The sequence below is a fragment of the Arthrobacter sp. GmRoot5-12 genome (assembly GCF_059739365.1).
This window is the reverse complement of sequence record NZ_AP046056.1, coordinates 3,918,553-3,942,169: the sequence shown is the minus strand read 5'-3', so window position 1 is coordinate 3,942,169 and position 23,617 is coordinate 3,918,553. Positions and strand designations below refer to the sequence as shown.

Below are 23,617 nucleotides of genomic sequence, written 5' to 3'. Positions count from 1 at the left end.
CGGGTCGCTTGACCGGGCACTTATATACTAGTCCCCCGCCGCACGGCAGGCTTAATCATGTCTAATCTGCGGGCGTGGGCTCTGCCAATGCCTGCCGGCGTACCGAGACAACGCGCTGAACGACGGTGATGAGGCTGGCCGCCGCCAGGAGGACCAGTGTGACCAGGAGCACCACCGGCGGGAGGCCCAGGCCGGTCAGGCCGGTCACCACCAGGATGGATACCAGGCGTTCCGCCCGCTCGGCGATCCCCACGTTGGCCGTGAAGCCCAGCGACTCCGCCTTCGCCCGGGCGTAGGAGACAACCATGCCCAGGACAAGGCAGAGCAGGGCGGCCACGGCGATGGCCATGTTGTTGCCGCCGGTGAAGAACCAGACGGACACCCCGGCGAAGAGGGCACCGTCGGCAACCCGGTCCAGGGTGGAGTCGAGGAAGTTCCCCCAGCGGCTCTTCACACCCTGCATCCGGGCCATGATGCCGTCCAGGACGTCCGAGAAGATGAAAGCAGTGATGAAGAGCGTGCCCCAGAAGAGCTGCCCCAGCGGGTAGAAGCCCAGGCTTCCGGCCGCAACACCTGCAGTTCCGAGGATGGTTACCGCATCCGGGGAGACACCGATCTTCAGGAGCCAGCGGGCCAGCGGGGTGAACAGTGCGGTGAAAAAACCGCGGGCATGCCTATTCAGCATCCGACTCCCCGGGCCAGGCTTCGGCCACTTGTCTCCGGACCTCGTCAAGGGTCTGGGTGATGGCCTTGGTTTGGGCGATGATGGGGAAGAAATTGCCGTCCCCGCCCCACCGCGGAACGATGTGCTGGTGCAGGTGCGCCGAGATGCCGGCTCCGCCCACAACCCCTTGGTTCATGCCCAGGTTGAAGCCGCCGGGATTGGACACCTTGCGCAGGACCCGCATTGCCGTCTGGGTTAGGTCGGCAAATTCGGCGGTTTCTTCGACCGTGAGGTCCGTGTAGTCCGGAATATGCCGGTACGGACACACCAGAAGGTGCCCGGGATTGTAGGGGAACAGGTTCAGCACCACGTAGCAGGTCCGGCCGCGGTAGACGATGAGCGCCTCTTCGTCGGTGCGGGCGGGGCCCACGCAGAACGGGCAGTCGTTCTCATTCTTGAACTGGTGCTGCCCGCCCTTGATGTAGGCCATCCGGTGCGGAGTCCACAGGCGCTGGAAGGCGTCGGGGACACCGGCGAGGGCGAAGTCGTCGGTAACGCCGGCATCGCCTGGATATCCTGCGCCTGTGTTCTCCTGCACTGTGCTGCTTCCGTTCGCTAGCTGGTCCGGTTGCGGACGGCGTCGGTGATCCGCTTGACCGCTTCCGACACGGGCACGCCGTTGTCCTGGCTGCCGTCGCGGAAACGGAAGGAAACGGCGCCGGCCTCCGCGTCGTCGCCGCCGGCGATCAGCACGAACGGGATCTTGTCCTTGCTGGCGGTGCGGATCTTCTTGGGGAACCGGTCCGAGGACGTATCCACCTCGGCGCGGATGCCCTCGGCCTTAAGCTGGTCGACGACGTCGAACATGTACTCGTTGAACGCCTCCGCCACGGGGATGCCCACCACCTGGACCGGAGCCAGCCAGGCGGGGAACGCGCCGGCGTAGTGCTCGGTGAGGACGCCCATGAACCGCTCCACCGAGCCGAAGAGCGCACGGTGGATCATCACCGGCCGCTGCCGGCTGCCATCGGCGGCCTGGAATTCCAGTTCGAAGCGTTCGGGCAGGTTGAAGTCCAGCTGGATGGTGGACATCTGCCAGGTGCGGCCCAGTGCATCCTTGGCCTGCACGGAAATCTTGGGGCCGTAGAACGCCGCTCCGCCCGGATCGGGCACCAGCTCCAGCCCGGACTCCTGGGCCACCTCGGCAAGGGTTCTGGTGGCTTCCTCCCAGGTGGCGTCGTCGCCCACGTACTTTTCCGGGTCCTTGGTGGACAGCTCCAGGTAGAAGTCGTTCAGGCCGTAGTCCTTGAGCAGGTCCAGGACAAAGGTCAGGGTCTTGGTGAGTTCGTCCTTCATCTGCTCGCGGGTGCAGTAGATGTGGGCGTCGTCCTGTGTCATTCCACGGACGCGGGTGAGGCCGTGGACCACGCCGGATTTCTCGTAGCGGTAGACCGATCCGAATTCAAACAGCCGGAGGGGCAGTTCACGGTAGGACCGGCCGCGGGAGCGGAAGATGAGGTTGTGCATGGGGCAGTTCATCGGCTTCAGGTAGTAGTCCTGGCCGGGCTTGCGCACGGTGCCGTCCTCGTTGAGTTCGGCGTCCACGTGCATGGCGGGGAACATGCCGTCCTTGTACCAGTCCAGGTGGCCGGAGACCTCGTAGAGGTGGCCCTTGGTGATGTGGGGGGTGTAGACGAACTCGTAGCCGGCCTCGACGTGGCGCTGGCGGGAGTAGTCCTCCATCTCCTTGCGGATGATGCCGCCCTTGGGGTGGAAGACGGGCAGCCCGGAGCCCAGTTCGTCCGGGAAGGAGAAGAGGTCGAGTTCCGAGCCGAGCTTGCGGTGGTCGCGGCGTTCGGCCTCGGCAATGCGCTCCTGGTATGCCTTCAGCGCTTCCTTGGTGGGCCACGCGGTTCCGTAGATGCGCTGCAGCTGCTGGTTTTTCTGGTTGCCCAGCCAGTACGCCGACGACGAACGGGTCAGCGCGAAGGCGTTGGAGATCATCTTGGTGTTGGGCAGGTGCGGGCCGCGGCAGAGGTCACACCAGACGGTGGTGCCTTCCTTGCGCTCCACGTTGTCGTAGATGGTGATGTCACCGGCGCCGACCTCGACGTTCACGCCCTCGCCTGCCTCGGCAGCGTCGTTCTTCTTGCCGAGCAGTTCGATCTTGTAGGGCTCGTTCTTCATGGCTTCGCGGGCCTCGTCCTCGCTGACCACGCGGCGGACGAATTTCTGGTTCTGGTTGACGATCTTGAGCATCATCTTTTCGAGGGTCTTGAGATCCTCGGGGGTGAAAGGCTCGGCGACGTCGAAATCGAAGTAGAAACCGTCGGTGATGTAGGGGCCAATGCCGAGTTTGGCGTCGGGGCGCAGCTGCTGCACTGCCTGTGCCATCACGTGGGCGGTGGAGTGGCGCAGGACGTTCAGGCCGTCGGGCGAATCAATGGTTACGCCTTCCACCTCGGCGCCTTCGGGCAGTTCCTGGTCCAGGTCCTTCAGCTCGCCGTTGACGCGGGCCACAACAACATCACGGCGCTCAAAGAAGAGTTCCGCACCGGTTGTCCCGGTAGTCACCTTGGTCTCTTCGCCATCGACGAGAAGGGTGATCTGCTGGGCATCTGACACGGGTGTCTCCTATTCAAAGTTGAGGCTTCATAGCTTGTGGCATACGGGGACCACAGCCAGCCACCGTCAATGCTATCGGTTCCGGTTGAGCCCACCAACGCGGCGCACAGCACGCTCACCCGTTAAAGCCGGTAATCGCCAGCGTCCTGCTGATGCCGTCCAGGGGATGCGGGCCGTCCTGGGCAGCCGCCGGCGAGGACTCGGGGAAGGGCAGCGTCTCGGTGCGGCTGAGGTCCCAGGCCATGCTTGCGCTCAGGCTGATCCCCCGGGGGCCGGTCCTTCGGGTGGTGCCGCGGATCAGCAGCAGGCGGGTGCCAAACAAAAGTGGCCCTGCACTTTCCTGGGCCTCATGGAAGAAGACCGAATCAACGCAGCCGGTGCCGTCGTCGATGCTGATGAACACCACCCTCCGTCCGCCGCGCATGGGAGGGGTCTGGGTTGCCACCCGCACCCCGGCCACCAGCACTTCGGTCCCGTTGCGCAGGCTGAGGAGTTTATCGGCTGTGGTGACGCCCAGCTTTTCCAGCAGGGGACGGTGGCTTTCCATCAGATGGGTGCTGACATCGACGGCCATGAGGTCCAGTTCCGCCCGGACGTTTTCCACCAGCGTGGGGGCTGGAAGCCCGGGCTTGATGTTGCGCAGTTCAATATCGCCCAAGGGTAGGGACAGCTGTCCCTCCAGGATGTCGGCGCCTTTGCGCGCGCCAGTGGCTGACTGGAGCTGCTGCAGGTGCTGCACCAGGTCGGCCCGGTTGGCTGTTCCCCCGGCTTCCCGGTGCAGGGCATCAAAGGCTCCCAGCTGGGCGAGCCGCCTGATGCTTGGCTTGCTGAGCCGCGAGCGCGCGCGGAGGTCTGCCAGTGAGTCATATGGCTGGCCTGCCACTATCCGCTTCAATTCGGCTGCGGACAGCCCGTAGATCCCGTTCAGGCTGAGCCGGATCCCCAGCCTGCCGGCGTCCTGGCCGGACTCGATCCGCTCCACCCGGTATTCAGCTTTGCTCCGGTTGATGTCCAGGGGAAGGATGGGTATCCCGAGCCTGCGGGCTTCGGCCACCAGCAGCCGTTTGGGATACATCCCGGGGTCGTGCTCCCATAAGCCGGCAAGGAAGGCTTCCGGGTGGTGTGTCTTAAGCCAGGCGGACTGGTAGGTGGGGACGGCGAAGGCAGCACCGTGGGCTTTGCAGAAGCCGAAACTGGCGAACGACTTCAATGTCCCCCATACCTTGTCCACTACTTCGGGGGTGTATCCCCTGGTTTTTGCATTGCGCCGGAAGTATTCCTCCACCCTGGCTTCACCGTCGTCGCTGCTCAGCGCCCTGCGGAACTCGTCGGCTTTGGCAAGCCCGCAGCCGGTCATGATGTCGAGGGTTTTCAGGATCTGTTCGTGGAACACCGTGACCCCATGGGTTTCCTGCAGCACCGGTTTAAGGTCCGGGTGGGGGTAGACCTCAGGGGCGAACCCGTGCCGGTGTTCCAGGAAGGGCCGCACCATGTCGGATTTCATGGGGCCGGGACGGAACAGTGAAATATCGATGATGAGGTCGTTGAACTCCCGGGGTGCCATCTTTCCAATCAGCTCCCGCTGCCCCGGGGATTCAATCTGGAAGCAGCCCAGGGTGTGCGTGCTCCTGATCAGCTGGTATGTCGGTTCGTCGTCGAGGGGAACGGCGTTGAGGTCGATCCGGCCGTCCCCGGCGATGTAGTCAGGGCCTGTTCCGTCAGGTCCTGCCGGGTGCCTTCCTGCCTCCACCACGTCCTTCTTGCTGGGGTGGATGCGGATGATCTCCCGGACTGCGAAGGCCATGGCGCTTTGCATGCGCACCCCCAGGACATCGAGTTTGAGCATGCCCATGGGGTCCATGTCGTGCTTGTCGAACTGGCTCATGGGCAGCCCCAGGCCGCTTGGCTGGACCGGGGTGCGGTCCAGGAGTGTGGCATCGCCCAGGATCACTCCGCACGGGTGCATGGAGATGTGGCGGGGCAGCCGGTCCAGGCGTTCGGTCAGGTCCACCAGGAGGTCAAGCTGCTGGTTCCCGTCCATGTCGCGCTGCTCCACCCTGCCGGCGAACTCCCGGAGCTCGGGCTTTTCCTGCAGGGCTTCACGGAACTTCCGGGCGGAAAAGCGCCACAACTGCTTGGCGATCTCCCCCACCTCGCCGTCGTCCATGCCCAGCGCGAGCCCGGCGTCGCGAACCGCCCCCCGGGCCCGGTACCCGTTCTGCATGCTCATCAGGGTGACGCGCTCCGGGCCGAACCGGTCAAAAATCCTGTGGTACACGTTGTGGCGTTCCGCGCTTTCCACATCGATGTCAATGTCAGGGAGGGTGGCACGGTCGTTGGAAAGGAAACGTTCAAAGATCAGGTCATGCTGGAGGGGATTCACATGGCTGACCTCGATCAGGTAGTTGACCAGGCTTGAGGCACCTGAGCCCCTGGCGGCCGCCCGGACCCCCATGTCCTGGATCATGCGGGATACCTCCGCCACCGTCAGGAAATAGGCGGAGAAACCCAGGTTCCGGATGATGCCAAGCTCATGCTCCAGCCGGGACAGCATCTCCTGTTCGGGTTTTCCTGAGATCCCCGGGAAACGCCTGCCGATTCCCGCATGGCAGCGCTGGACAAGTTCGGCGTGCGGATCCTGGCTGATCCCAATAACCGATGCTTCCGGAACCACTGGCTGCTTCCACCCCATATCGGTGCTGGGGTCGATCCGGCAGAGGTCGGCGAGCGCCTCTGTTTGCGCCATCATCTGTTTGAGGTCTGCTGCACCGTAACCGGCAGCGGAAATGATTTCCTTTCCCAGTCCCAGCATTTGTTCGGAGGTTTTCAGCCAGCCCTGCCCGGTGGGCTGCAGGAGCGGTTCACCTGCAAGTTCCGGAAGGGACTTCAGGGTCCGGGCAGAATCCAGGACGTCGGCGGTTGGTGCGCCGTCTGCGGCACAGTACCTGACGGCGTTGGTGAGGATGGCGGGTACGTGGTGTTCCTCTGCGAGCCTGAGCATGCGGACTGCATGTGCGGTGCTGAAGGGAGTCCCCGGAGCGCTGAGCTGGGAGACAATTTCCGCCACGACCGTTCCAGCGGGCATGGCATCCAGCCATTGCTTGAACAGGGTCCGTGGACGCAGGTAGCGCCGGCCACCCATGGCCCGTCCGACGTCGGAATCCGGTCCAATCAGGACGGTCAGCACCGGCTTGAGGGTCTGGGGGTCAAGGGTGCGGGAGGCGAGTTCGGCACGGGTGACCGCGGCGGGCACCGCTCCCCCGGCTTTCCCCGAGGTCCTGGCGTGGGCATCGGAAACCAGCCGGCACAGCGCACGGTACCCGGCACCGTTGTTGTGGCCGCGGGCCAGCACCACCACCCTGCCGGATACCTGTGTGCGATGATCGCCGTCGTCGTCAAATACTGCAAGGTCCACCCCCACTATGGGGTCGATGCCCGCCGCCATGCAGGCCTTGAGGTGCTTGATGGTGCCGTACAGCCCGTCCCGGTCGGTGCAGGCAAGGGCCGTTGCGCCGTCGGCTGCGGCCGCCATTGCCAGCTCTTCAGGCCAGGAGACACCGTAGTGGGCACTAAATGCCGTGGAAACGTGGAGGTGGGTAAAGCTCATGGTGATGGGAGGTGGGGATTCATGCGGTTTTGGGGCGAAGGCCGTCATGGATCCGCAGCAGCCGCCAACGGCCACTGCGGATATGGCGGGTCAGGTCAAGGGTGAGGGGTTCGGCAACGGCAGGTTCTCCTGGCCCCATCGGGCGGGACGCCACTTTGGCAGGCAGTACCTGGACCCGCCAGATTTCGTGGTCCACCACGCCCGGTCCGCTTCCCAGCGGAGCCCGGGTATCCTCTGCCCACCATTGCCGGCGTTCATACCAGCGGACAGGTTCGGCACAGACGATGTATGACGTTCCTGCCCACGTCAGGGATTCCGGCTGCCCGGAAGCGGAGCACACCACGTCAACGGACTCGCTGAACATGCCCACGTGCGCCTCCCTGCAGCTGCAGATTTTGACCCTTATTCGAATATGTATTCGAACGAATCCAGTCTACGCCGGGGAGGCAGCAAAACATAGGCGGGGGTGGACGGAGCGTGCGGCAGGGAGCAGGATGATGGCATGAGTACCGATGACGCACTCCTGAAGCAGGCAAGCATCAAGACCCAGGACTCCACCCTGGTTGCACGGTTCGACATCGACGGCACCATTCCGGACTCCGGGGCCTATGTGGTGGGCCTGATGGGAGCCTCGCCGGATTATTCCATGCAACGACGGCTGTGCATTGAGTTCATGAACGGGGAGGCAATCGCCTGCTACTCGTTCAACCGGGACCAGGGAATCGAGGAAGACTACGACCTGTCGGGAGTGTCCCACTCGGACAACAGCATTACCGGGAGCTTTCCCGCGACGGCCTTGACCGGGCTGGGGCAGGGCCATGTCCTGTCAGCCTTCAGTGAGGCGGACGGCCGGGAGTTCCAGCACGGGGTGCCGGTGGAGGAAGCCCTTTAGGGCTCCTCCGCCAGCCCCCGGAACAGGTCAGCTGTTTTCTTTGTGGATCCGCAGTTCAAGTTCAATAAACGCGGAGATCATCGCCCGGTAGGTTGCTTCGACGATGTCCGGATCGATGTCCTTTTTCTCTGCGGCGGACCGGACGTGCTCGATGATCCGCTCCACCCGGCCCGGGGCACGCACCTCTGCGTCATCACCCTTGAGGGTCCCGGCGATCCTGATCAGCCGTTCGCGGCGGGCAATGAGGGTGACAATCTGTTCATCCACCTCATCAACGGCAACCCGAACGGCAGCGAGCTGTTCCTTGTCGGCCCGGGCATCCCTATCGTTTCCTTGAATTGTCGCCATCATCTGACAGTATCGAAGCATGGAGCCAAGAGTCGACTTTATCTCCCTCGGAGTCCGCAATGTTCAGGCATCCCGCGACTTCTACGTTGATGGCCTTGGCTGGCCGGTCCACCGTGAGGTTGCCGGGGAAGTGCTGTTCATCCAGGTGAACCACGGCCTGGTGCTGTCCCTGTGGGACGTCCGCCAAATGCAGGCCGAAGCGGGCACCAGCCCTCCCGCCGGCATCCCCTGCATCACCCTCAGCCACAACGTCGCCGGTCCCGGGGACGTGGACAGGGTCATGGAAGAGGCCGCGGAGGCCGGCGCTGACATCATTGCCGAGCCGGTCACCCAGCCGTGGGGCGGCTACACGGGCTATTTTGCCGACCCCGACGGGTTCCGCTGGGAAGTGGCGTACAACCCCACCTGGGCAGTGGACGACGCCGGCAGGGTCACCGTCTGATCCCCGGCCTCACCATGGGGTGCGGCTGCTGGAGCTGGGCTGAAAAACAGGGCTGGGAAAACAGGCCGCTAGAACAGGGCGCTGGAACAGGGCAGCTAGAACAGGGCTTCGACCGGGCGGATCAGTTCGGGGCCGTTGTTGCGGACATTGCCCACTTCCTTGCCCACCGACTCCACCCGCCAGTCGGCCGCGGCATTCTTGACGCCGGACCGCACCAGGTCCACGAGTCCGGCGGCGTCATCCGCCTGCGGATCCAGCCATGCCTCCATGGTGTCCCTGTCCATGGGCAGGGGGACGCGGTCGTGCAGCTCCGTCAGCTTCCCGAAGATGGTGGATTCAGACCCCGGCGGAGGCGTGTCTGCCGTGAGGATGGACGTTGAGAGCAGCCAGCGGCCCGGATCCCCTTCGGGAACGGAGGGGTCCTTCCACCACTCGTAGAGGCCGGCGAAGACCAGCCCGTGGTCCGTGCCCGGGTGCACGTAGTAGGGCTGCTTCGACTTCCCAGGTCCCTGCTTCCATTCGTAGTAGCCATCGGCCGGGACCGCGCAGCGGCGGGACTGGACTGCCTTCCGGAACGCCGGCTTCTCCAGCACCGATTCGCTCCGGGCGTTGATCATGCGGGAACCGATTCCGGGGTCCTTGGCCCAGGACGGGACCAGGCCCCAGCGTGCCACGTGCAGCTGGCGCACCTGCCGGGGCGCGGCACTGTCATCCACCAGGCGCTCCAGCACGATGGGGACGGCATCGGTGGGTGCCACGTTCCACGACGGCGGGATGCTCACCTCGCTCTCCAGCTCGGCATCGAACTCAGCCAGCAGGTCCCCCACGGCGCGTGCCATTACGTAGCGTCCACACATGGCACCAGCTTGCCACCGGCCGCCACAAACTGTCATCCGGCGCCGTTCCAGGCGTCAGGCACCGGGGAATACCGGCAGCCACGCTACGGTTGACGGTAAGGAAACCTTTCAAGCGACGTATAGGAGATCCCTGTGGACTTCACTCCCGAATCCGGCACCATCACCATGTTCTCCACCACCTGGTGCGGCTACTGCAACCGGCTCAAGAAGCAGCTGGACGCGCAGGGCATCGGCTACACGGAAGTCAACATCGAAGAGGTGGACGGCACTGCCGAACTCGTGGAGCAGCTGAACGGGGGCAACCGTACGGTTCCCACAGTGCTTTTCCCGGACGGCTCCGCAGCCACCAACCCGTCTGCTGCCGAGGTCAAGAGCCGGCTGGCTGCCTGACCGGCCCAAGACGCGGCATCGCCGCAACTTTAGTGCGGGTCATGCCCCCAGGCTGCTGAAGGAAGCAGTTTCCAGGGTGGCATGGCCCGCATATGTTTCCAGCAGGGACCGCTCAACGGCTGCCACGTTAAGGCCGGGCACCAGGTCGTTGGCGGCACCGGCGGTTGCCGGGTCCCAGTTCAGGCCGAGCGCGGCATAGCTGTCGGTGAGGACCTTGCGGATCGGGGCGGAATCCTCCACCACGATGACGGAGCTGAAGAGCCAGCCACCCGAGACCACACGCTGCGCGGTACCCACCAGTTTCACCCGCCGGGAGTTGTCCGCTGGATCCGTTCCATGCACGCTGAATTCACCGGGACAGTACTCGCCTGGGATTTCCCCCACCGCCGCCTGCACCCCAACGCCCCGCAGCGCCTGCGCAAAGAGCTCACCGAAGTAACCGAACCTGGTTTTGGAACCGGCGACGGCGTCCGCGTCCGGTTCGATATGGTCCACCACAAGGGTGCCACGGTGGTAGGCGGCCGCGCGTCCCCCCGCCCGCCGGACCAGGGGTTCGAAGCCGTTGTCCCGGCAGGCACGGGCGGCGGCGTCAAAGCCGGGCAGGCGGGTGTCCCGCTGCCCGAACGCCACAGTGGGAGCCGGCCGGTACAGCCGCAGGGTGGGGCCGATGCCGCCGCTCCTTGCCCTGGCCAGCAGCTCCAGGCCGAATTCAAGGTCACGGCCCGCGCCGAGGGACACGTCCTGCCGCACCACGGTAAGCGTGCGGAGTCCAGTACCGGTGTGGTGCATTGTTGCGAAACTCCTGGGTCGGGTGCGGGCAGGCCATCCCTAGGTTACGCCCGACGGCGGCAACCGCCTTAACGAACCCGGCGCCCGGCCCACAGTGCGTGCAGCAGCGGAAGGGACGACGCAGCCATCAGCGCGTTCCCGGCCGCCAGGTCGTCGGCGCGGACGATGGCGCCGGCCACCAGCAGGGCACCGAAAACCACGGCGGAGGCCGCGCGCCGTCCCGCCCGTTCCAGCCGCGCCGCCTGCCGCTCCAGCCGCGGAACAGCCACCTCCAGCGACCCCTCCTCAAGCCGGCCGGCCAGCGCGTCCAGCCTGCCGGGCAGGCGCAAGGCAATACCGGCGGCATCGAGCGCCTGCCGGGCCACGTCCTGCACCACGTTGCCGCGCTCGTCGCGCAGCAGCTGCGCCGCGTAGGGTTCCACCGAGTCCCAGAGGTTGAAACGTTCATCCAGCGCGCTGCACACACCGGAGGTCAGGGACATGGCTCGAATGATCAGCAGGAAATTCTCCGGCAGCTGGAACGGCAGCGAGCGGACCACGTCGCCGAACTCCACCGCGAAATCCCGGAACTCCCGGGGGTCGACTTCGCGGAGCTCGGCAAAGCCCATGCCGCCGAAGCGGGCAAAGAGCTGGGTCATGGCGCGTTCCAGGCCCACGCTGTCCGCCGACGGCATCAGGACGCCGACGTCGTTGATCGCCGCCACGAGTCCCTTGCCGTCGCGTGCGGCTGCTGCGATCAGGAGCTTCCGCAGGCCGCTGCGCGTGGATGGGGTAACCTCGCCCATCATGCCGAAGTCAATGAACGTCAGTTTCCAGGGGCGTTCGCCTGCGCCTGCACGGACTGGAGTGACGAAAATGTTCCCAGGGTGCGGGTCCGCATGGAAGAAGCCGTTGGTGAACAGCTGGTCGAACATGATGGCGGCAAAAACCGGGGCCACCGTGGCGGGATCGATGCCCGCGGCACGGAGCGCACGGGCATCGGTGATCTTGATGGCCGTGACATCCTCAAGGGTGAGTACACGGCGGGTTGTCCGTTCCCAGACAACTTCCGGTACCGCCACCCGGTCATCACCGGCAAAGTCAGCCGCAAAGCGCTCGGCGTTGACTGCCTCGTGCAGGTAATCAATCTCCTGCAGGCTGATCATGGCGAATTCCTCTACCAGGGCACGCATGTCGGCGCGGCGGGAGACGAGCCGGACGTGGCTGAGCCAGCCGGCTACTTTCCGCAGCGCGGCAAGGTCGACGTCGACGATGGCGCCGATGCCCGGACGCTGAACTTTCAGGACCACGGCATCCAGTCCAGTGTCCCCGGCATCCAGGGGGTCCAGGCGGGCCCGGTGGGCCTGTCCCAGCGAGGCGGCTGCAATCGGAGACTCGTCCACGGAGGCGAAAACCTGGTCCGGCGGTGCACCCAGTTCCTGTCCCGCCAGGGCGGCGATTCCCGGGAAGGCCACCGGCGGCACCTCGTCCTGCAGCCCTTCGAGCTCTTTGGTGATCTCCGGAGGCAGGACGTCGAGCCGGGAGGACAGGAACTGGCCCACCTTGATCATCAGGCCCCCGAGTTCCACGGCCAGGTCATGGAACCGCCGGGCAAACTGCCGCATCCTCCGGGAGCGCGTCCGGGCGGCGACGCCACCAAGCCCTATCCGCGGCAGGAACAGCTCAAACCACCACGTGGTTGCAAGGTTCCAGGCGGCGAAGCGCAGGATCCGCCGGTAGCGCCCGCGGTGCTGCCTCAACGGGCGCTGCGGGTCGTCCCTGGCTTGGAGGATCGACGACACCCGATCAGTCCCGGGCGAGGATGGCGTAGAGCCGGCGGCGGGCCTCGTCCAGCACTGCCACTGCCTGCTGCACCTGTTCCGCTGAACCGGTTCGGCCTACCTGCGCCGCAGCCTGGGCCAGTTCAATCCCGGCCTTGGGAAGGGAAGCGATGCCGCCTCCGCCCATGGAGGCCGCCGGATCCCATGGCGCAGATCCCCGCTGGGCCGCCACCTCCTCACGGCCGGCTTCGGTCAGCGAGTAGATCTTCCGCCCGTTGGATTCCTCGGCGCTGATGGACCCTTCATCGGCCAGCAGCTGCAGCGTGGGGTAGACAGAACCCGCGCTCGGTTTCCAGCTGCCGCCGCTGCGCTCCTCGATCTCCCGGATGATCTGGTACCCATGCATGGGCCGTTCCGCGAGCAGTGCCAGCACCGCTGCCCGCACCTCTCCCTTCCCGGCGCGGGTTCCCACCCGTTTGTCGAAACGGGCGCGCAATTCCTCCACGGCCTGCCACATGCCGTCCAGATTGTTTCCGCCGAATCCCCCTGTGGGGTGTGAAGCACGCATGATGGACTCCTTTGCCGATCGCGAACGATATACAACGATACTCAGCGATATACGCCGCGCACCATACCAGGAGCAAGGATGCTGCCCGCGGACAACCAGCAGCCGGCCACCGCCCGCGTACTTGTCAGGACGTGCGCCGGGTCAGGATTTGCGCAGGGTCAGGATTTGTTCAGCGCGGCCGAACGGGCCCTGCCGGTCGTGCAGCACGGTGGAGGTCAGCCCGATCCCGTCGCGGCCGAACGACACCGCGTTGTCCAGCCCCAGCCACTCCCCCTCGGGCCTGCGGTACATGTGGATCTGCAGGTCCAGGTTGGGGAACGCATAGCTGTCCTTGCCCGGAGGTACCCGGGCGGCAATGCCGTTGGCGGTATCCACCAGACCCATGAGCCGCGGGAAGTCACCGCTGTCCGCCCGGTCGGTCAGCGGATGGTCGGTGCGGAGCCATACTTTCCCGGCGCCCGGCCGGTGCCCTTCGGCCACCCGCATTTCGAGGGACCGGATGTAGCCTCCGGGCCACACGGCGGAGCCGTCATAGGGTTTGCATTCATCGGGCCCCGGTATCGCCGCGTCCTCGACGGCGGCCACCCCTGCGGTGTCACTGGTCTGCAGGCGCCAGCCGGTGGCACGGATCGCGGTCCGGCCCCCGGCCACCAGCTCGGCCTGGACCAGTTCGATGGTCCTGCCGGGCCGCAGGGTGGTGGTGTCAATGCGGAACTCGCCGCCGGGAATCAGCCCAAGGATTTCGTAGCTGATCCGGGCCATCCGCATGTCCCCGCGCGGCTGGTGCCGTTCCAGGACATCTGCCATCAACCCGGAAGCGGGAGCCATGTGCTGTTCGTGGGCGTTCCAGGCGCCCTGGGCGTGGATGGTGGACCGGAACAGGCCGCCGCCAAGGTCCTGGTAATAGAAGTTGCCCCCGGCGAGTTCGGACAGGTCTGCAGTCAAGGCTGGCCCCTTACGGAATTTCAGTGAATTGGCACTAACTCTATCCTCCGGCCGTGGAAGGCACGCTGCGGCAAGGCCACGAAATGTTGGAGGGTGCGGGTGCCAATCGGACTAGACTCAGGAACTGGTCCTGTCAGCAACCCAAAAGAGGTTCCATGCGCGTCATCAGCTATAACCTCCGCAAGCACAAGGCCAGCGGCGAGCTTCTTGCCCTGGCACGGAACCATGACATCGATGCGCTGTGCCTGCAGGAAGTGGATTCCAGCGATCTGCCGGAGACCCTTGGTCCCCTGCACCTGGCCGACGTCACCAAGGGCAACCGGCTGGGGCTGGCCATCTATTACCGCACCACCCGGTTCACGGCATTGGACACGCAATCCTTCGCCTTAAAGAAATCCATGCATGACCGGGTGCTGGCCCCGGCCCATGAGCGGCTCATCGGAACACGGGTGATGGACAACGAAACCCAGCATGAACTGGTGATCGGCTCGTTCCACGCAGCCCCGTTGACCGCATCGAACTCGCTGCGCAGGAAGCAGATCCACGCAGCCCACGCCGAACTGCTGAGCATGGGCAAGGGGTTGATGACCCTGATGGTGGGCGACTTCAACTATCCGTTCTTCACCAAGAACCTGGACATGCATATGAAGAACTCGGGGTACGCCCTCTCGCTGAGCAACAGGCGGACCTACACCAGGTACAAGGTGTTCAAGGGTCATTTCGACTTTGCCACGTCCCTGGGCCTGGACATCACCAGCGTGGAAACCCTGCCGCGCGGAAACTCCGATCACCTGCCCATCCTGGTGACCGCCGAGTACGGCGAGGGCTACTAAAGGATCAGGGCGACGGCAACCGGTAGATTCGGGCGTCGGCGTTACTGAATATGAGCTCCACGCCTCCTTGGGCCTTTAGCCAGTCTTCCAATTCCTTGGAGTTGCGTTCGGTGCTCTGGCCCTGGAGCTCGAGGCTTGCCTCTGTTGACCGCATGAGCAGCACGAAGGCGCCGGCAGGGTTGTGCCGGCCGTAGTTATAGAAGATTGGGCCGCAGCTCGCTGCTGACAAGTCCCGCCGGCACAACTCGTCCATGGTCCGGTACCGGTGTTCCAGGTAGGCATCGCTGCGCCACGGTGTGGGGTGGGCAGCGGAAATAATGGCCGCGCCGTGAGGCGCGATCCGCTCCACTTCGGCCACGGCGGCCATCTCACTGTCGGTGAAGATGTCGAACTTCGTATTCCCGAACCTGCTGGTCTCGATCAACAAGGTCAGCAGCAGGAAGGTGGGCACGAGGGCCAACACGGCCAGGAAAGGAAGGCGCGTGCCGCCCTCCCTTGGCAGCAGGGCCGAGGACGCCTGCAGGGCGACGAAGGGCAGCGCGAACAGGGAGACGCGGATGAGCATTTCCCCGCCGTATGACTGCATCGGGAACAGCAGGAGCGGGGTGACTGCAAGCAGGACCACCCGGATGTCAAGCCGCTTCCTACGCCAGTCCCGTACCGCCCCTGCCGCCGCGAGGACCCACAGCACGAGGGTCAGGACCATTCGGACTTTCACTACGAGGGAATGGCCCGGGGTCCCGGTGACACGGTCAACGACATTAGCCGCAACCGCACCCTGGAATCCTGCGTCCTCAAGGGGCGGGTGTCCAATGAGATAGGCACTTGCCGGGTAAACCAGCCAGAGTACAAGCACCACAGCAGTGATCAGCGGCAGCCGGCTGGACCAGAGACGCCCACTGAGGCTGAGGGCGGTCATGGCAATGAGCATCATGAAGGGCGTCAGCTGATGGCTTGCACAGATCACAGCGACAAGCAGGAGGGCCACCACGAAAGCGCTCACCCGGTGCTGCGGCCTTTGCTCCCAGGGGGACCGGCCCCGCCACCAAACCGCCAGGTCGGCGGGCCGAAAGCCACGGAAAGTGCCGGGGTTCGCGGCCAATGGTCCGACGAGCAGGGCGATCAGGATGAGGTACAGGAAGAAAGCGAAGGCCTGCGGGGACAGATAGTCCTGGTCCTGCCAGTTTCCCAGGCAAAAAAGCCAGAGCACCAGCCAACGCCGTCGCGGATCAGCGGTCAAGGTCCGGGCAAGCACTGCCAGGGCCATGAGCCACAGCCCAACGTCGAACACAGGAGCCCACAGGGCTATGCTCACCGGTTGGAGGCCGGATGCCTTGATGACCGTGGCCAGGAGGGCAAAGAAACCCGGCCAGTTGAAGTACGCGTCAATGTCAGGATCTATGACCTGCGTGCTTGATAGTGCGTCGGCAATGCCCAAATGCCTGAACGCTACTTCGCCCCGCGGTATGTCGGTCACAAACGCTGCGGTCCCAAACAGCTCCACAACCAGCACTGCGAGGAGCCACACCATCACTGCGCGGCCCGCCGGGCCCCGGGCGTCTCCCCGCAGCGCCGCGATGAAGGTGAGATTGATCAGCACGAGCCCTATCCAGTACGGATAGGGCAGGACGGCAACGAGCCCGAGGTCGCTGTTGACGGGCAGGTCCACGGTGGAGGCCGCCCCTGCGGCGAGCACCAGCGATACGACACCTGCCAGTGCGAAGACCACATCGCGGGGCCGCAGGCGCCCACCGTTGCGTCCGGGGGCATCGAGCACGGCGGTCATGGTGTCTCCTGCCTGGGGCGCCAGGGCATGGCGGGGATCCTGGGGCCGGCTGCCCCGAAGCCGGGCGAAGGCACTACCGGCGGCGGAGCGCGGCATCTTGGTCCTCACGCTGCCCGGGTACCGGGAGGACGCGCTCCCGCGCCGCATGCGCCACCATGCCGAAGAATGCAGGATATTGATGTCGCTGTGTAGTGGCAGGGATCTGGACCCCCGCAGGAGTCCGGCCCGGCAGTAAGCCTGGCTGTGACGTGGCACCCGGTGACAGGAGAGGAATGGACAACTGGCTCACCAACCTTGCTTCGTGGCTGGGATGTAGATTCAGCCAACCGGAGATGGCCCCAAAAATGGGACACGTCAGGGCTAATACGGTGGTTGTCCGGTTTACCTGCCCAGAGATCAAGCAGCCCCGACTTCGCCGTAGCTTGGAGCATAACGGCCTGCACATGCGGGCAGCACCAGTAACGGGTACCTAATTTCGCGCCAGGGATACCTACACCCGCCCGCAGGGCAGCCCGGTCCGTCAGTCCAACTTCCAGGGTGGGCAGTCCAGGAAAGGCTTAGCAGGGATCCTGGGTGTCCAGCCGCGCCAGCAGGTCCGGCCACGACGCCGCGAATCCGGGGTGCAGCTCCAGTGCGTCCACCTCGGCTGTGGGAATCCAGAGCAGTGCGATGCTTTCGGGATCGCTGATGACGGGCTCGAAGGATTCCCGCACCAGCACCACCACGGTGGTGTAGGACCAGTAGCCGTGGTCCAGCACGGAGGTGAACAGCACTTCCACGCTCTCCGGCGGGACGGCAGCTTCCTCGTAGGCTTCGCGGAGGGCACCGTCGACCGGTTCCTCGCCCTGGTGCAGTGCCCCGCCGGGCAGGCCCCAAGTTCCACCGTTGTGGCTCCAGACGGCGCGGTGCTGCAGCAGCACACCTTTGCCGGGGTCGTAGGCCAGGACGCCGGCCGCGCCGAACCTGCCCCAGTACCGGCCGCGTTCCCCCTCCACCCATGCGTCGCCCGGGTCGCGCGGGCCGGTGCGCGGCGGCGGAGTGGAGGACGTGCTGGCGGACGGAAAGAGATCCATCGCTCCAGTCTGACAGGTGAAGCACCCGCAGGTGAAGCACCGGCGGGTCAGGCGGTGGGGCGGGTCAGGGGGCGGGCGGAATCCCGCCGGCCCCGTCAGGTCTTGTTTCCGTGGTCGACGGCGAAATCACCGCCGGGATACATGACGGTTTCATGCCCGTCGTCAAAGCGGACCACATATGGTGGGCTGCCGCCCTCGCCACGGACTTCAAGAATCACCCCATGCCGGTCCGAGGACCCCACGGTCCTGCCGTGCACGACGATACGGTCGCCTTGGGCTGCCTCCATGGCAATCACCTCCCAGCCCCCAGATTACGACTCGTGGCCGCGTGGGAACAGGGCACCATGGCAGGATTCCGGTATGCCGTTGAACCTCATCCTGCTCGCCGATACCCACATACCCAAACGCGCCAGGGACCTGCCGGAACAGGTGTGGTCCGCCGTCGAAAATGCCGATGCCGTATTCCACGCGGGCGACTGGGTGGAGGCAGCCCTGCTGGACGAATTCGAACGCCGGAGCAACCGGCTGCTGGGTGTTTTTGGCAATAACGATGGGCCCCAATTGCGCCGGCGCCTGCCCGAAACGGCAACTGCCAACCTGGACGGAGTCCGCTTTGCGGTGGTCCATGAGACGGGGCCGGCCAAGGGCCGCGAAGTGCGGTGCGATGCGCTCTTTCCCGACGCCGATGTCCTGGTGTTCGGCCACAGCCACATCCCGTGGGACACGGTGTCGCCGAACGGCCTGCGGCTGCTGAACCCCGGGTCGCCCACGGACCGCCGCCGCCAGCCGGCGTGCACGTTCATGGAGGCCACGGTCGACGGCGGTCAGTTGGCCGAGGTCCGGCTGGTCACGGTCCAGCGTGACTGACCCGCCATGCCGCTTGGCATGAGGCCGCCTCTCTGCCTAGGCTAGGAACCGTAAGCATGCTTAGCTTTTTGCTTTCCTGTAACGGCGCAAATCGCGGGCTGCTTCAGTACCCGGGGCGACGAACCAGCCCGTGTCCGCACGACCAGGAGGACCACCATGACTGACCAGTACACCTTCCGCAATCCCGTGACGGCCTACGAAAAAATCTCCCCGCCCAGGCAGCACCAGCCCGAGCCGGGGCTGGATGCAGAACTCGAACCCAAGGCCGACCTGGGCGAGGAGACCTACCGCGGCACCGGCCGGCTGGAAGGCCGCCGGGCCATCGTCACCGGCGCGGACTCCGGCATCGGGGCCGCGACGGCGATCGCCTTTGCAAGGGAAGGCGCCGACGTCGTGCTGTCCTACCTGCCGCAGGAAGAAGCGGACGCCTCGCGCATCGCCGGGATCATTGAAGCGGCCGGCCGCAAGGCCGTCAAGGTGCCCGCTGACCTCAAGGATTCGGCGGCATGCCGCGACCTGGTGGAAACGGCGGTGGCGGTCCTGGGCGGGGTGGATATCCTGGTCAACAATGCCGGGAAACAGGTGGCCCAAGAGGACCTGCAGGACATTTCCGACGAGCAGTTCGACCACACCCTGAAGACCAATGTCTATGCGATGTTCTGGGTGACCAAGGCCGCCGTGCCGCATATGCCTGCGGGTTCGACCATCATCAACACCACGTCCATCCAGGCCTACAACCCGTCCCCCACCCTGGTGGACTATGCCACCACCAAGGCAAGCATCAACAACTTCACCAAGGGCCTGGCCCAGCAGCTTGCGCCCAAGGGCATCCGGGTGAACGCTGTGGCCCCCGGCCCCATCTGGACGCCCCTGCAGGTCAGCAGCGGCCAGCCCAAGGAGCAGCTGCCGGAGTTCGGCCAGTCCACGCCCCTGGGCCGTGCCGGCCAGCCCGCCGAACTGGCCCCCGCCTACGTCTTCCTGGCGTCGCCGGAGTCCAGCTACGTCGTGGGCGAAACGCTGAACGTCAACGGCGGCAGCCCCACGCCCTAGCAGCCAGCCGCGCTCCGGCTGCCCCGGTCCGTGTGGTCAGCCGGCTGCGTCCTGCGCCGCCAGGAGCTCGTCGGTGGCAGGGTCCGGCTCGCCGTTGAAGAACTGGGCCAGGACAGTCTTGAACACTGTTTCTCCGGGTGCTGCCCGGAGGAACAGTGTCATGGAGGAGCGGAGTTTCCTGGCGTCGATGCCACCGAAGATGTCCTCGGCCGGCTGGTCGGCATGGTTGGCCAGGACCGTGGCACACTCGAGAAGCCGCGGGCCCAGGACTTCGTGGTCCAGGTAGGCCCGGGCTTCAGCCAGTGAAGAGATGGCGTATTTACGTGACATGGCGCTCTGCCCCAGCCCGGCAATCTGCGGGAAGATGAACCACATCCAGTGCCCGGACTTCCGGCCGACCTGCAGCTCCCCCAACGCCTGGTCATAGGTTCCGCCGGTGTTTTGGGCGGCAACAAATCGCCCAAGATCAAACGGCTCATTCATGTGGATCTCCTTCATTCGTCCGCTTTTAGAAAGTCAGTTCCTTCATGAGGGCAGGGGCCGCCGCCTGAAGATGGGCGTCCGGGTCCCCGCGCCACCGTTCCACCACACCGCGGGCCCGCTGCCGTTCACGCTCCCCCAGCCCTGCCAGCAGCGGCATCAGGACATCGGAGAGCAGGGGCGCGGTCAGATCCGCTGCCTGGGCGGAGCGGAGGAAGCCTTCCAGCCGGGTCAGGTCCGAATGCTGCAGGAGCCGCACCCGTGACTGCAGCAGCACCACGGCGGCAAGGCGGCGCTCGAAAACCGGGCGGGAGCCGGGCCCCGGCTGTCCCCAGAGGGCAGAGGCCAGCATCACGGTTGCGTCGTGGTCCAGGTCCTTGAATTTGCGCAGGGCGTCGCGCACGGTTCCACGGACGGCGCCCACGGAGGAACCATACGAGGCCAGCACACCGCCCAGGCGGTGTGCGACGTCGTCCGCGCGGTACCAGGCGCCCTCATTCTGGAGGGTACGGTCAACAAATTCCGCCGCAGCGGACACCACGTCCGCTGTGCCGGTCACCGCGCGCGCCCCGCGGAGGCGTGGTGGATGCAGAACGGGGTCCAGGGCCGGGCTTCCAGCCTGCCCTCGGCGATGGGTTCCCCGCACACCGCACAGATGCCATAGGTCCCCGCGGCCAGCCGGGCCAGGGCAGCTTCAATCTGGTCCAGCCCCGTCGAGCTTTGTTTCAGCAGCGCCGATGCCTGTGACAGCTCGAAGGCGATCGTGGCCCCCTCCGGATCGTGTTCGTCGTCGACGTTGGAGTCCTGACGGGCCGAATTCGCAGCGTCGATGTCCGCCCGCAGCGCCGGCAGCAAGGCCATCCGCCGCGTCCGCTCCTCTTCGAGCAGTGCACGGAACCGTTCGAAATCTGGCATGGGGAAAGCCTAGCGCGTCAGTCAGTACCAGTTCAGGGATACGGAATGGTTCCATGCCCCGCAGGGCGACCCGTAGCGGTCACGGATGTAGCCCAGGCCCCATTCGATCTGCGTCCGGTAGCTGGTCAGCCAGTCGCTCCCGGCGCTGGCATACTTGCCGGGCGGCAGTGCCTGGGCAATTCCGTAGGCCCCGGACCACGCGTTGGTGGCGGTGGTCAGCCAGTTGGATTCCTTGGTCCACAACTGGGCCAGGCACAGGAACTGGTCCTGGCCCCAGCCGAAAGCGGCAAGGCGTCCGGACGCGTAGCTTTTCGCCCCTGCCGGATCGTTGACCGCTCCACCGGGAATGGAAGGCACGACGACGGCGGGCGGGCTGGGCAGGGCCGGCTCGGCTGGCGGCGCCTCCGGAACGGAAGGGACAGGGTTGGCCGGCGGAGGGTTGGCCGGGACAGGATTGGCAGGGGCTGGATTCACCGGGACAGGATTGCCGCCCACGGCGGCTGGGGCGGCTGGTGCGGGCGGCCTGGGCTGCTGGGCGGCCGCCGCGGCGGCCCTGGCGGCCGCTTCGGCCTGGCGGCGGGCCTGCTCCTCCGCTGCGGCGCGCTTGGCCGCCTGGGCCGCCTCGTAGGCAGCCAGCGCAGCCTGGCCTTGGCGGTACTCCCCCTCAAGCGCCGCCGTCGTCCCTTTCAGGGCGGCAAGCTGGGCCGTTAGCTCGCCGCCGTGCCGCTGCTCCTCGGCCACCTGCCGTGCCAGTGCGTCCCTGGCGGAACTGGCTGCCCCGGCTTTTGCCTTTGCCTCCCCGGACAGGCGCTCCCGTTCGCTCCTGGCAACCTTTTCCTGTTCCACCAGGGCAGCGGATACCTTTCCGGCCGCCGCCGCCTTGACCACCAACGCGGCCGTCTTGTCCCCCACGAGCTTGACGAGGTTGAGGCCCTGGACGCTGTTGGTCCCCAGGGCGTCCAGCGCCACGAAGAACCCGGCGTTGGTCCCGCCTGTCTTGTACGACTGCACGGCCAGGGCGCCGAGGTCCTTCCGGTACCGGGCCACTTCGTCGTTTGCGCGGGCGGCCCGTGCGGACAGGGTTTCCAGGCGTGATGTGGCGGACTGGAGCTCTGCATCCGCGGCAGCGTATTCGGCGGCCGACCGTACGGCTGCGTCCCCGGCTGCCTCCGACTGCGCCTGCAGGCCGGTCAAGAGCCCGTCGATGGTGGCAATTTCTGCAGCTTTTGCCGCTTCGGACGACTGCGCCTGCTGCACATCCGACCAGGAGGGATATCCGCCGGGCGGCGGCTCCTCCGCTGCGGCCGGCAGCACGGTGGCGGCGGCCAGGGCGATGGCCAGCACGCCACCGAGGAGCGGGATCCCTCGGCTGGTCACGAACAGGGGCATAGTCCCGAAGCTTACCGTCCGGCGCGGCCCCCGAGGGCGCGTCCGTGGCCACATTGTTACCGTTTGCAGCGATAAAGACCCTGCCTGCATCGGTCGAGGTCACCGCCCGAAATGCGAAGTACATCAAGACGTTTGCGCAATTGAGAGGGGAGCCTCGTATGTTATCCAAATGTGACAATCGGGGGCAGCGCGGGTTATGGTCGTTTGGTGTCCCTCTCAGACGGGACATTCCCGTCAGCATGCCGAGCCCTGCCGCTGATCATGGGATTCAACCGCTTTCCGTTTGGCAGGGACGGGGGAACCAAGTTTCTACGGCCACATGTGGCCTTGGGGTTAAGTCGTTAGCGCCTCCGCCCGCGGAGCCAGCTACCGGCCGGGTATCTCCAGCCCGAACCCGACAGCTCACCCCGCAGGCATGGGAGAGGCGATCAACTGTGTCAAAAATTTCCACCACTGCCCGTCACCGCGCGACTCCGGCCCGCTCCATTGTGCTCGAGGGCCTCGCCGTAACCGCCAAGTCCCAGGCCCGTTCGCTGGGCCGTCCGGCGCTTGCCGTTGCTGCAGCGTCCGGTATTGCCTTTGGCGTCGGAGCCCCGGCCCATGCAGGTGTCACCGGCCCGGACACCACTGAGAACACCAGCGTCCAGGCATACTCCGCACCTGCCCCGGCAGCAGCACCCGCCGCAGCAGCAGGAACCGTCCACACGGTGGTGTCCGGCGACACCATCGGGGCCATCGCGGCCGCCCATGGCGTCAGCCTCAACGACGTCCTTGCCGCCAACGGACTGGGACTGTCCTCCATCATCTACCCCGGTGACCAGATCCAGATCCCCGGCGCTGGCCACACCGCAGCCCCGGCGCCGGCAGCAGCTCCCGTCCAGACGGCAGCCGCAACCGCACCGGCAAACACCGGCATGAACATGTCCTACGCCTCAGCCGCCCCGGCGGCGTCCACCGGCACCGGGACCGGCGCTGCCATCCTGGCATCCGCTTACAGCCAGGTCGGCGTGAACCAGGACTGCACCGCAATGGTTGAGAAGGCCCTGCGCTCCGTCGGCAAGTCCGTCGGCGACCTGGCCCCCACGCAGTTCTTCCAGTACGGAACCGTTGTCGGCGCTCCCGCCCCCGGCGACCTGATCATCACCTCCGGCCACGTGGGCGTGTACGCCGGCAACGGCCAGGTTGTGAGCGGCGGCGTCAACGGCTACAGCACCGAGGTCCACTCCATCAGCTGGCTCGGCGGCTACTCCGCAGTCCGCGTAGCCTAGCCTTCGCAACGCTTTGGCAGCAGCAGGCTGGTACTAAACAGCAAAGCTGTTCTTAGACAGGAGGGCGGC

Annotated in this window: 25 protein-coding genes and 1 riboswitch; of the genes, 7 read left to right on the top strand and 18 right to left on the bottom strand. The window is 65.8% G+C overall.

What is annotated here, in order from left to right; translation table 11 throughout:
• Positions 1-61: 61 nt before the first annotated feature.
• The 5 genes from pgsA to AC6JAM_RS18320 form a co-directional block, all read right to left on the bottom strand.
• Entirely contained in the window at positions 62-685 is a 624-nt protein-coding gene (pgsA, locus tag AC6JAM_RS18340; RefSeq protein WP_134164696.1) for a phosphatidylinositol phosphate synthase, read from the bottom strand.
• Entirely contained in the window at positions 675-1,262 is a 588-nt protein-coding gene (locus tag AC6JAM_RS18335; RefSeq protein WP_018769348.1) for an HIT family protein, read from the bottom strand. The genes pgsA and AC6JAM_RS18335 overlap by 11 nt, the downstream gene beginning before the upstream one ends.
• A 17-nt stretch (positions 1,263-1,279) precedes the next feature.
• The gene (gene thrS, locus AC6JAM_RS18330; RefSeq protein WP_056390502.1) at positions 1,280-3,289 is read right to left on the bottom strand and encodes a threonine--tRNA ligase; all 2,010 of its coding nucleotides are present in this window, start codon (positions 3,287-3,289) and stop codon (positions 1,280-1,282) included.
• Positions 3,290-3,404: 115 nt separating this feature from the next.
• Positions 3,405-6,896: a DNA polymerase III subunit alpha gene (locus tag AC6JAM_RS18325; protein WP_497935490.1), complete on the bottom strand. Its 3,492-nt coding sequence runs from the start codon at positions 6,894-6,896 to the stop codon at positions 3,405-3,407.
• A gap of 19 nt (positions 6,897-6,915) precedes the next feature.
• Positions 6,916-7,266: a DUF6504 family protein gene (locus AC6JAM_RS18320; RefSeq protein ID WP_018769351.1), complete on the bottom strand. Its 351-nt coding sequence runs from the start codon at positions 7,264-7,266 to the stop codon at positions 6,916-6,918.
• Between the two features lie 132 nt (positions 7,267-7,398).
• On the opposite strand from AC6JAM_RS18320, the gene AC6JAM_RS18315 reads away from it, so the two are divergent.
• Positions 7,399-7,788 (top strand): hypothetical protein, encoded by a 390-nt coding sequence (locus AC6JAM_RS18315; RefSeq protein ID WP_018769352.1) that lies wholly within the window; start codon positions 7,399-7,401, stop codon positions 7,786-7,788.
• A 27-nt stretch (positions 7,789-7,815) separates the two neighbouring features.
• Here AC6JAM_RS18315 and AC6JAM_RS18310 read toward each other — a convergent pair whose 3' ends face one another.
• The gene (locus AC6JAM_RS18310) at positions 7,816-8,136 is read right to left on the bottom strand and encodes a chorismate mutase (RefSeq protein ID WP_051081370.1); all 321 of its coding nucleotides are present in this window, start codon (positions 8,134-8,136) and stop codon (positions 7,816-7,818) included.
• Positions 8,137-8,155: 19 nt separating this feature from the next.
• Here AC6JAM_RS18310 and AC6JAM_RS18305 point away from each other — a divergent pair, with 19 nt between their 5' ends.
• Complete coding sequence (locus tag AC6JAM_RS18305) at positions 8,156-8,578, top strand: VOC family protein (protein ID WP_018769354.1); 423 nt, start codon at positions 8,156-8,158, stop codon at positions 8,576-8,578.
• A gap of 95 nt (positions 8,579-8,673) precedes the next feature.
• Here AC6JAM_RS18305 and AC6JAM_RS18300 read toward each other — a convergent pair whose 3' ends face one another.
• Entirely contained in the window at positions 8,674-9,435 is a 762-nt protein-coding gene (locus AC6JAM_RS18300) for an SOS response-associated peptidase (RefSeq protein ID WP_081620193.1), read from the bottom strand.
• A 132-nt stretch (positions 9,436-9,567) separates the two neighbouring features.
• Here AC6JAM_RS18300 and AC6JAM_RS18295 point away from each other — a divergent pair, with 132 nt between their 5' ends.
• Positions 9,568-9,825: a mycoredoxin gene (locus AC6JAM_RS18295; protein ID WP_018769356.1), complete on the top strand. Its 258-nt coding sequence runs from the start codon at positions 9,568-9,570 to the stop codon at positions 9,823-9,825.
• A 39-nt stretch (positions 9,826-9,864) separates the two neighbouring features.
• On the opposite strand, the gene AC6JAM_RS18290 is transcribed toward AC6JAM_RS18295, so the two are convergent.
• From AC6JAM_RS18290 to AC6JAM_RS18275, 4 genes are all read right to left on the bottom strand, one after another.
• Positions 9,865-10,614: a lipoate--protein ligase family protein gene (locus AC6JAM_RS18290; protein ID WP_497935472.1), complete on the bottom strand. Its 750-nt coding sequence runs from the start codon at positions 10,612-10,614 to the stop codon at positions 9,865-9,867.
• A 68-nt stretch (positions 10,615-10,682) separates the two neighbouring features.
• Positions 10,683-12,395: an ABC1 kinase family protein gene (locus AC6JAM_RS18285; protein ID WP_497935466.1), complete on the bottom strand. Its 1,713-nt coding sequence runs from the start codon at positions 12,393-12,395 to the stop codon at positions 10,683-10,685.
• 4 nt (positions 12,396-12,399) lie between these two features.
• Complete coding sequence (locus AC6JAM_RS18280) at positions 12,400-12,942, bottom strand: PadR family transcriptional regulator (RefSeq protein WP_018769359.1); 543 nt, start codon at positions 12,940-12,942, stop codon at positions 12,400-12,402.
• Positions 12,943-13,083: 141 nt separating this feature from the next.
• Positions 13,084-13,887, bottom strand: coding sequence for a thioesterase family protein (locus tag AC6JAM_RS18275; RefSeq protein WP_018769360.1), 804 nt, complete (start codon positions 13,885-13,887; stop codon positions 13,084-13,086).
• Positions 13,888-14,042: 155 nt separating this feature from the next.
• Here AC6JAM_RS18275 and AC6JAM_RS18270 point away from each other — a divergent pair, with 155 nt between their 5' ends.
• A complete protein-coding gene (locus AC6JAM_RS18270) occupies positions 14,043-14,720 on the top strand; it encodes an endonuclease/exonuclease/phosphatase family protein (RefSeq protein WP_018769361.1) in 678 nt (225 codons plus the stop codon).
• A gap of 4 nt (positions 14,721-14,724) precedes the next feature.
• Here AC6JAM_RS18270 and AC6JAM_RS18265 read toward each other — a convergent pair whose 3' ends face one another.
• From AC6JAM_RS18265 to AC6JAM_RS18255, 3 genes are all read right to left on the bottom strand, one after another.
• The gene (locus AC6JAM_RS18265; RefSeq protein ID WP_497935462.1) at positions 14,725-16,614 is read right to left on the bottom strand and encodes a glycosyltransferase; all 1,890 of its coding nucleotides are present in this window, start codon (positions 16,612-16,614) and stop codon (positions 14,725-14,727) included.
• Between the two features lie 449 nt (positions 16,615-17,063).
• On the bottom strand, positions 17,064-17,579 hold the full coding sequence (locus AC6JAM_RS18260) for an NUDIX domain-containing protein (protein WP_144599780.1): 516 nt from the start codon (positions 17,577-17,579) through the stop codon (positions 17,064-17,066).
• Between the two features lie 95 nt (positions 17,580-17,674).
• Positions 17,675-17,866: a DUF1918 domain-containing protein gene (locus AC6JAM_RS18255; RefSeq protein WP_026265782.1), complete on the bottom strand. Its 192-nt coding sequence runs from the start codon at positions 17,864-17,866 to the stop codon at positions 17,675-17,677.
• Between the two features lie 73 nt (positions 17,867-17,939).
• On the opposite strand from AC6JAM_RS18255, the gene AC6JAM_RS18250 reads away from it, so the two are divergent.
• Both AC6JAM_RS18250 and AC6JAM_RS18245 read left to right on the top strand, forming a co-directional pair.
• Entirely contained in the window at positions 17,940-18,446 is a 507-nt protein-coding gene (locus AC6JAM_RS18250; RefSeq protein WP_497935459.1) for a metallophosphoesterase family protein, read from the top strand.
• 156 nt (positions 18,447-18,602) lie between these two features.
• Complete coding sequence (locus AC6JAM_RS18245; protein WP_497935456.1) at positions 18,603-19,496, top strand: glucose 1-dehydrogenase; 894 nt, start codon at positions 18,603-18,605, stop codon at positions 19,494-19,496.
• Positions 19,497-19,532: 36 nt separating this feature from the next.
• On the opposite strand, the gene AC6JAM_RS18240 is transcribed toward AC6JAM_RS18245, so the two are convergent.
• The 4 genes from AC6JAM_RS18240 to AC6JAM_RS18225 are packed head-to-tail and all read right to left on the bottom strand — an operon-like array spanning position 19,533 to position 22,280.
• A complete protein-coding gene (locus AC6JAM_RS18240; RefSeq protein WP_043424958.1) occupies positions 19,533-19,979 on the bottom strand; it encodes a DUF1810 domain-containing protein in 447 nt (148 codons plus the stop codon).
• Positions 19,980-20,004: 25 nt separating this feature from the next.
• Entirely contained in the window at positions 20,005-20,535 is a 531-nt protein-coding gene (locus tag AC6JAM_RS18235; protein WP_497935451.1) for a DNA alkylation repair protein, read from the bottom strand.
• Positions 20,532-20,891, bottom strand: coding sequence for a TraR/DksA family transcriptional regulator (locus AC6JAM_RS18230; protein WP_497935450.1), 360 nt, complete (start codon positions 20,889-20,891; stop codon positions 20,532-20,534). The genes AC6JAM_RS18235 and AC6JAM_RS18230 overlap by 4 nt, the downstream gene beginning before the upstream one ends.
• Positions 20,892-20,912: 21 nt before the next feature.
• Entirely contained in the window at positions 20,913-22,280 is a 1,368-nt protein-coding gene (locus AC6JAM_RS18225) for a coiled-coil domain-containing protein (RefSeq protein WP_497935448.1), read from the bottom strand.
• Between the two features lie 260 nt (positions 22,281-22,540).
• Positions 22,541-22,711, top strand: a riboswitch (cyclic di-AMP (ydaO/yuaA leader).
• 3 nt (positions 22,712-22,714) lie between these two features.
• On the opposite strand from AC6JAM_RS18225, the gene AC6JAM_RS18220 reads away from it, so the two are divergent.
• Positions 22,715-23,548 carry a C40 family peptidase gene (locus tag AC6JAM_RS18220; protein ID WP_134164688.1) on the top strand — a complete coding sequence of 278 codons (834 nt, stop codon included), beginning with the start codon at positions 22,715-22,717 and terminating at the stop codon, positions 23,546-23,548.
• Positions 23,549-23,617 lie beyond the last annotated feature (69 nt).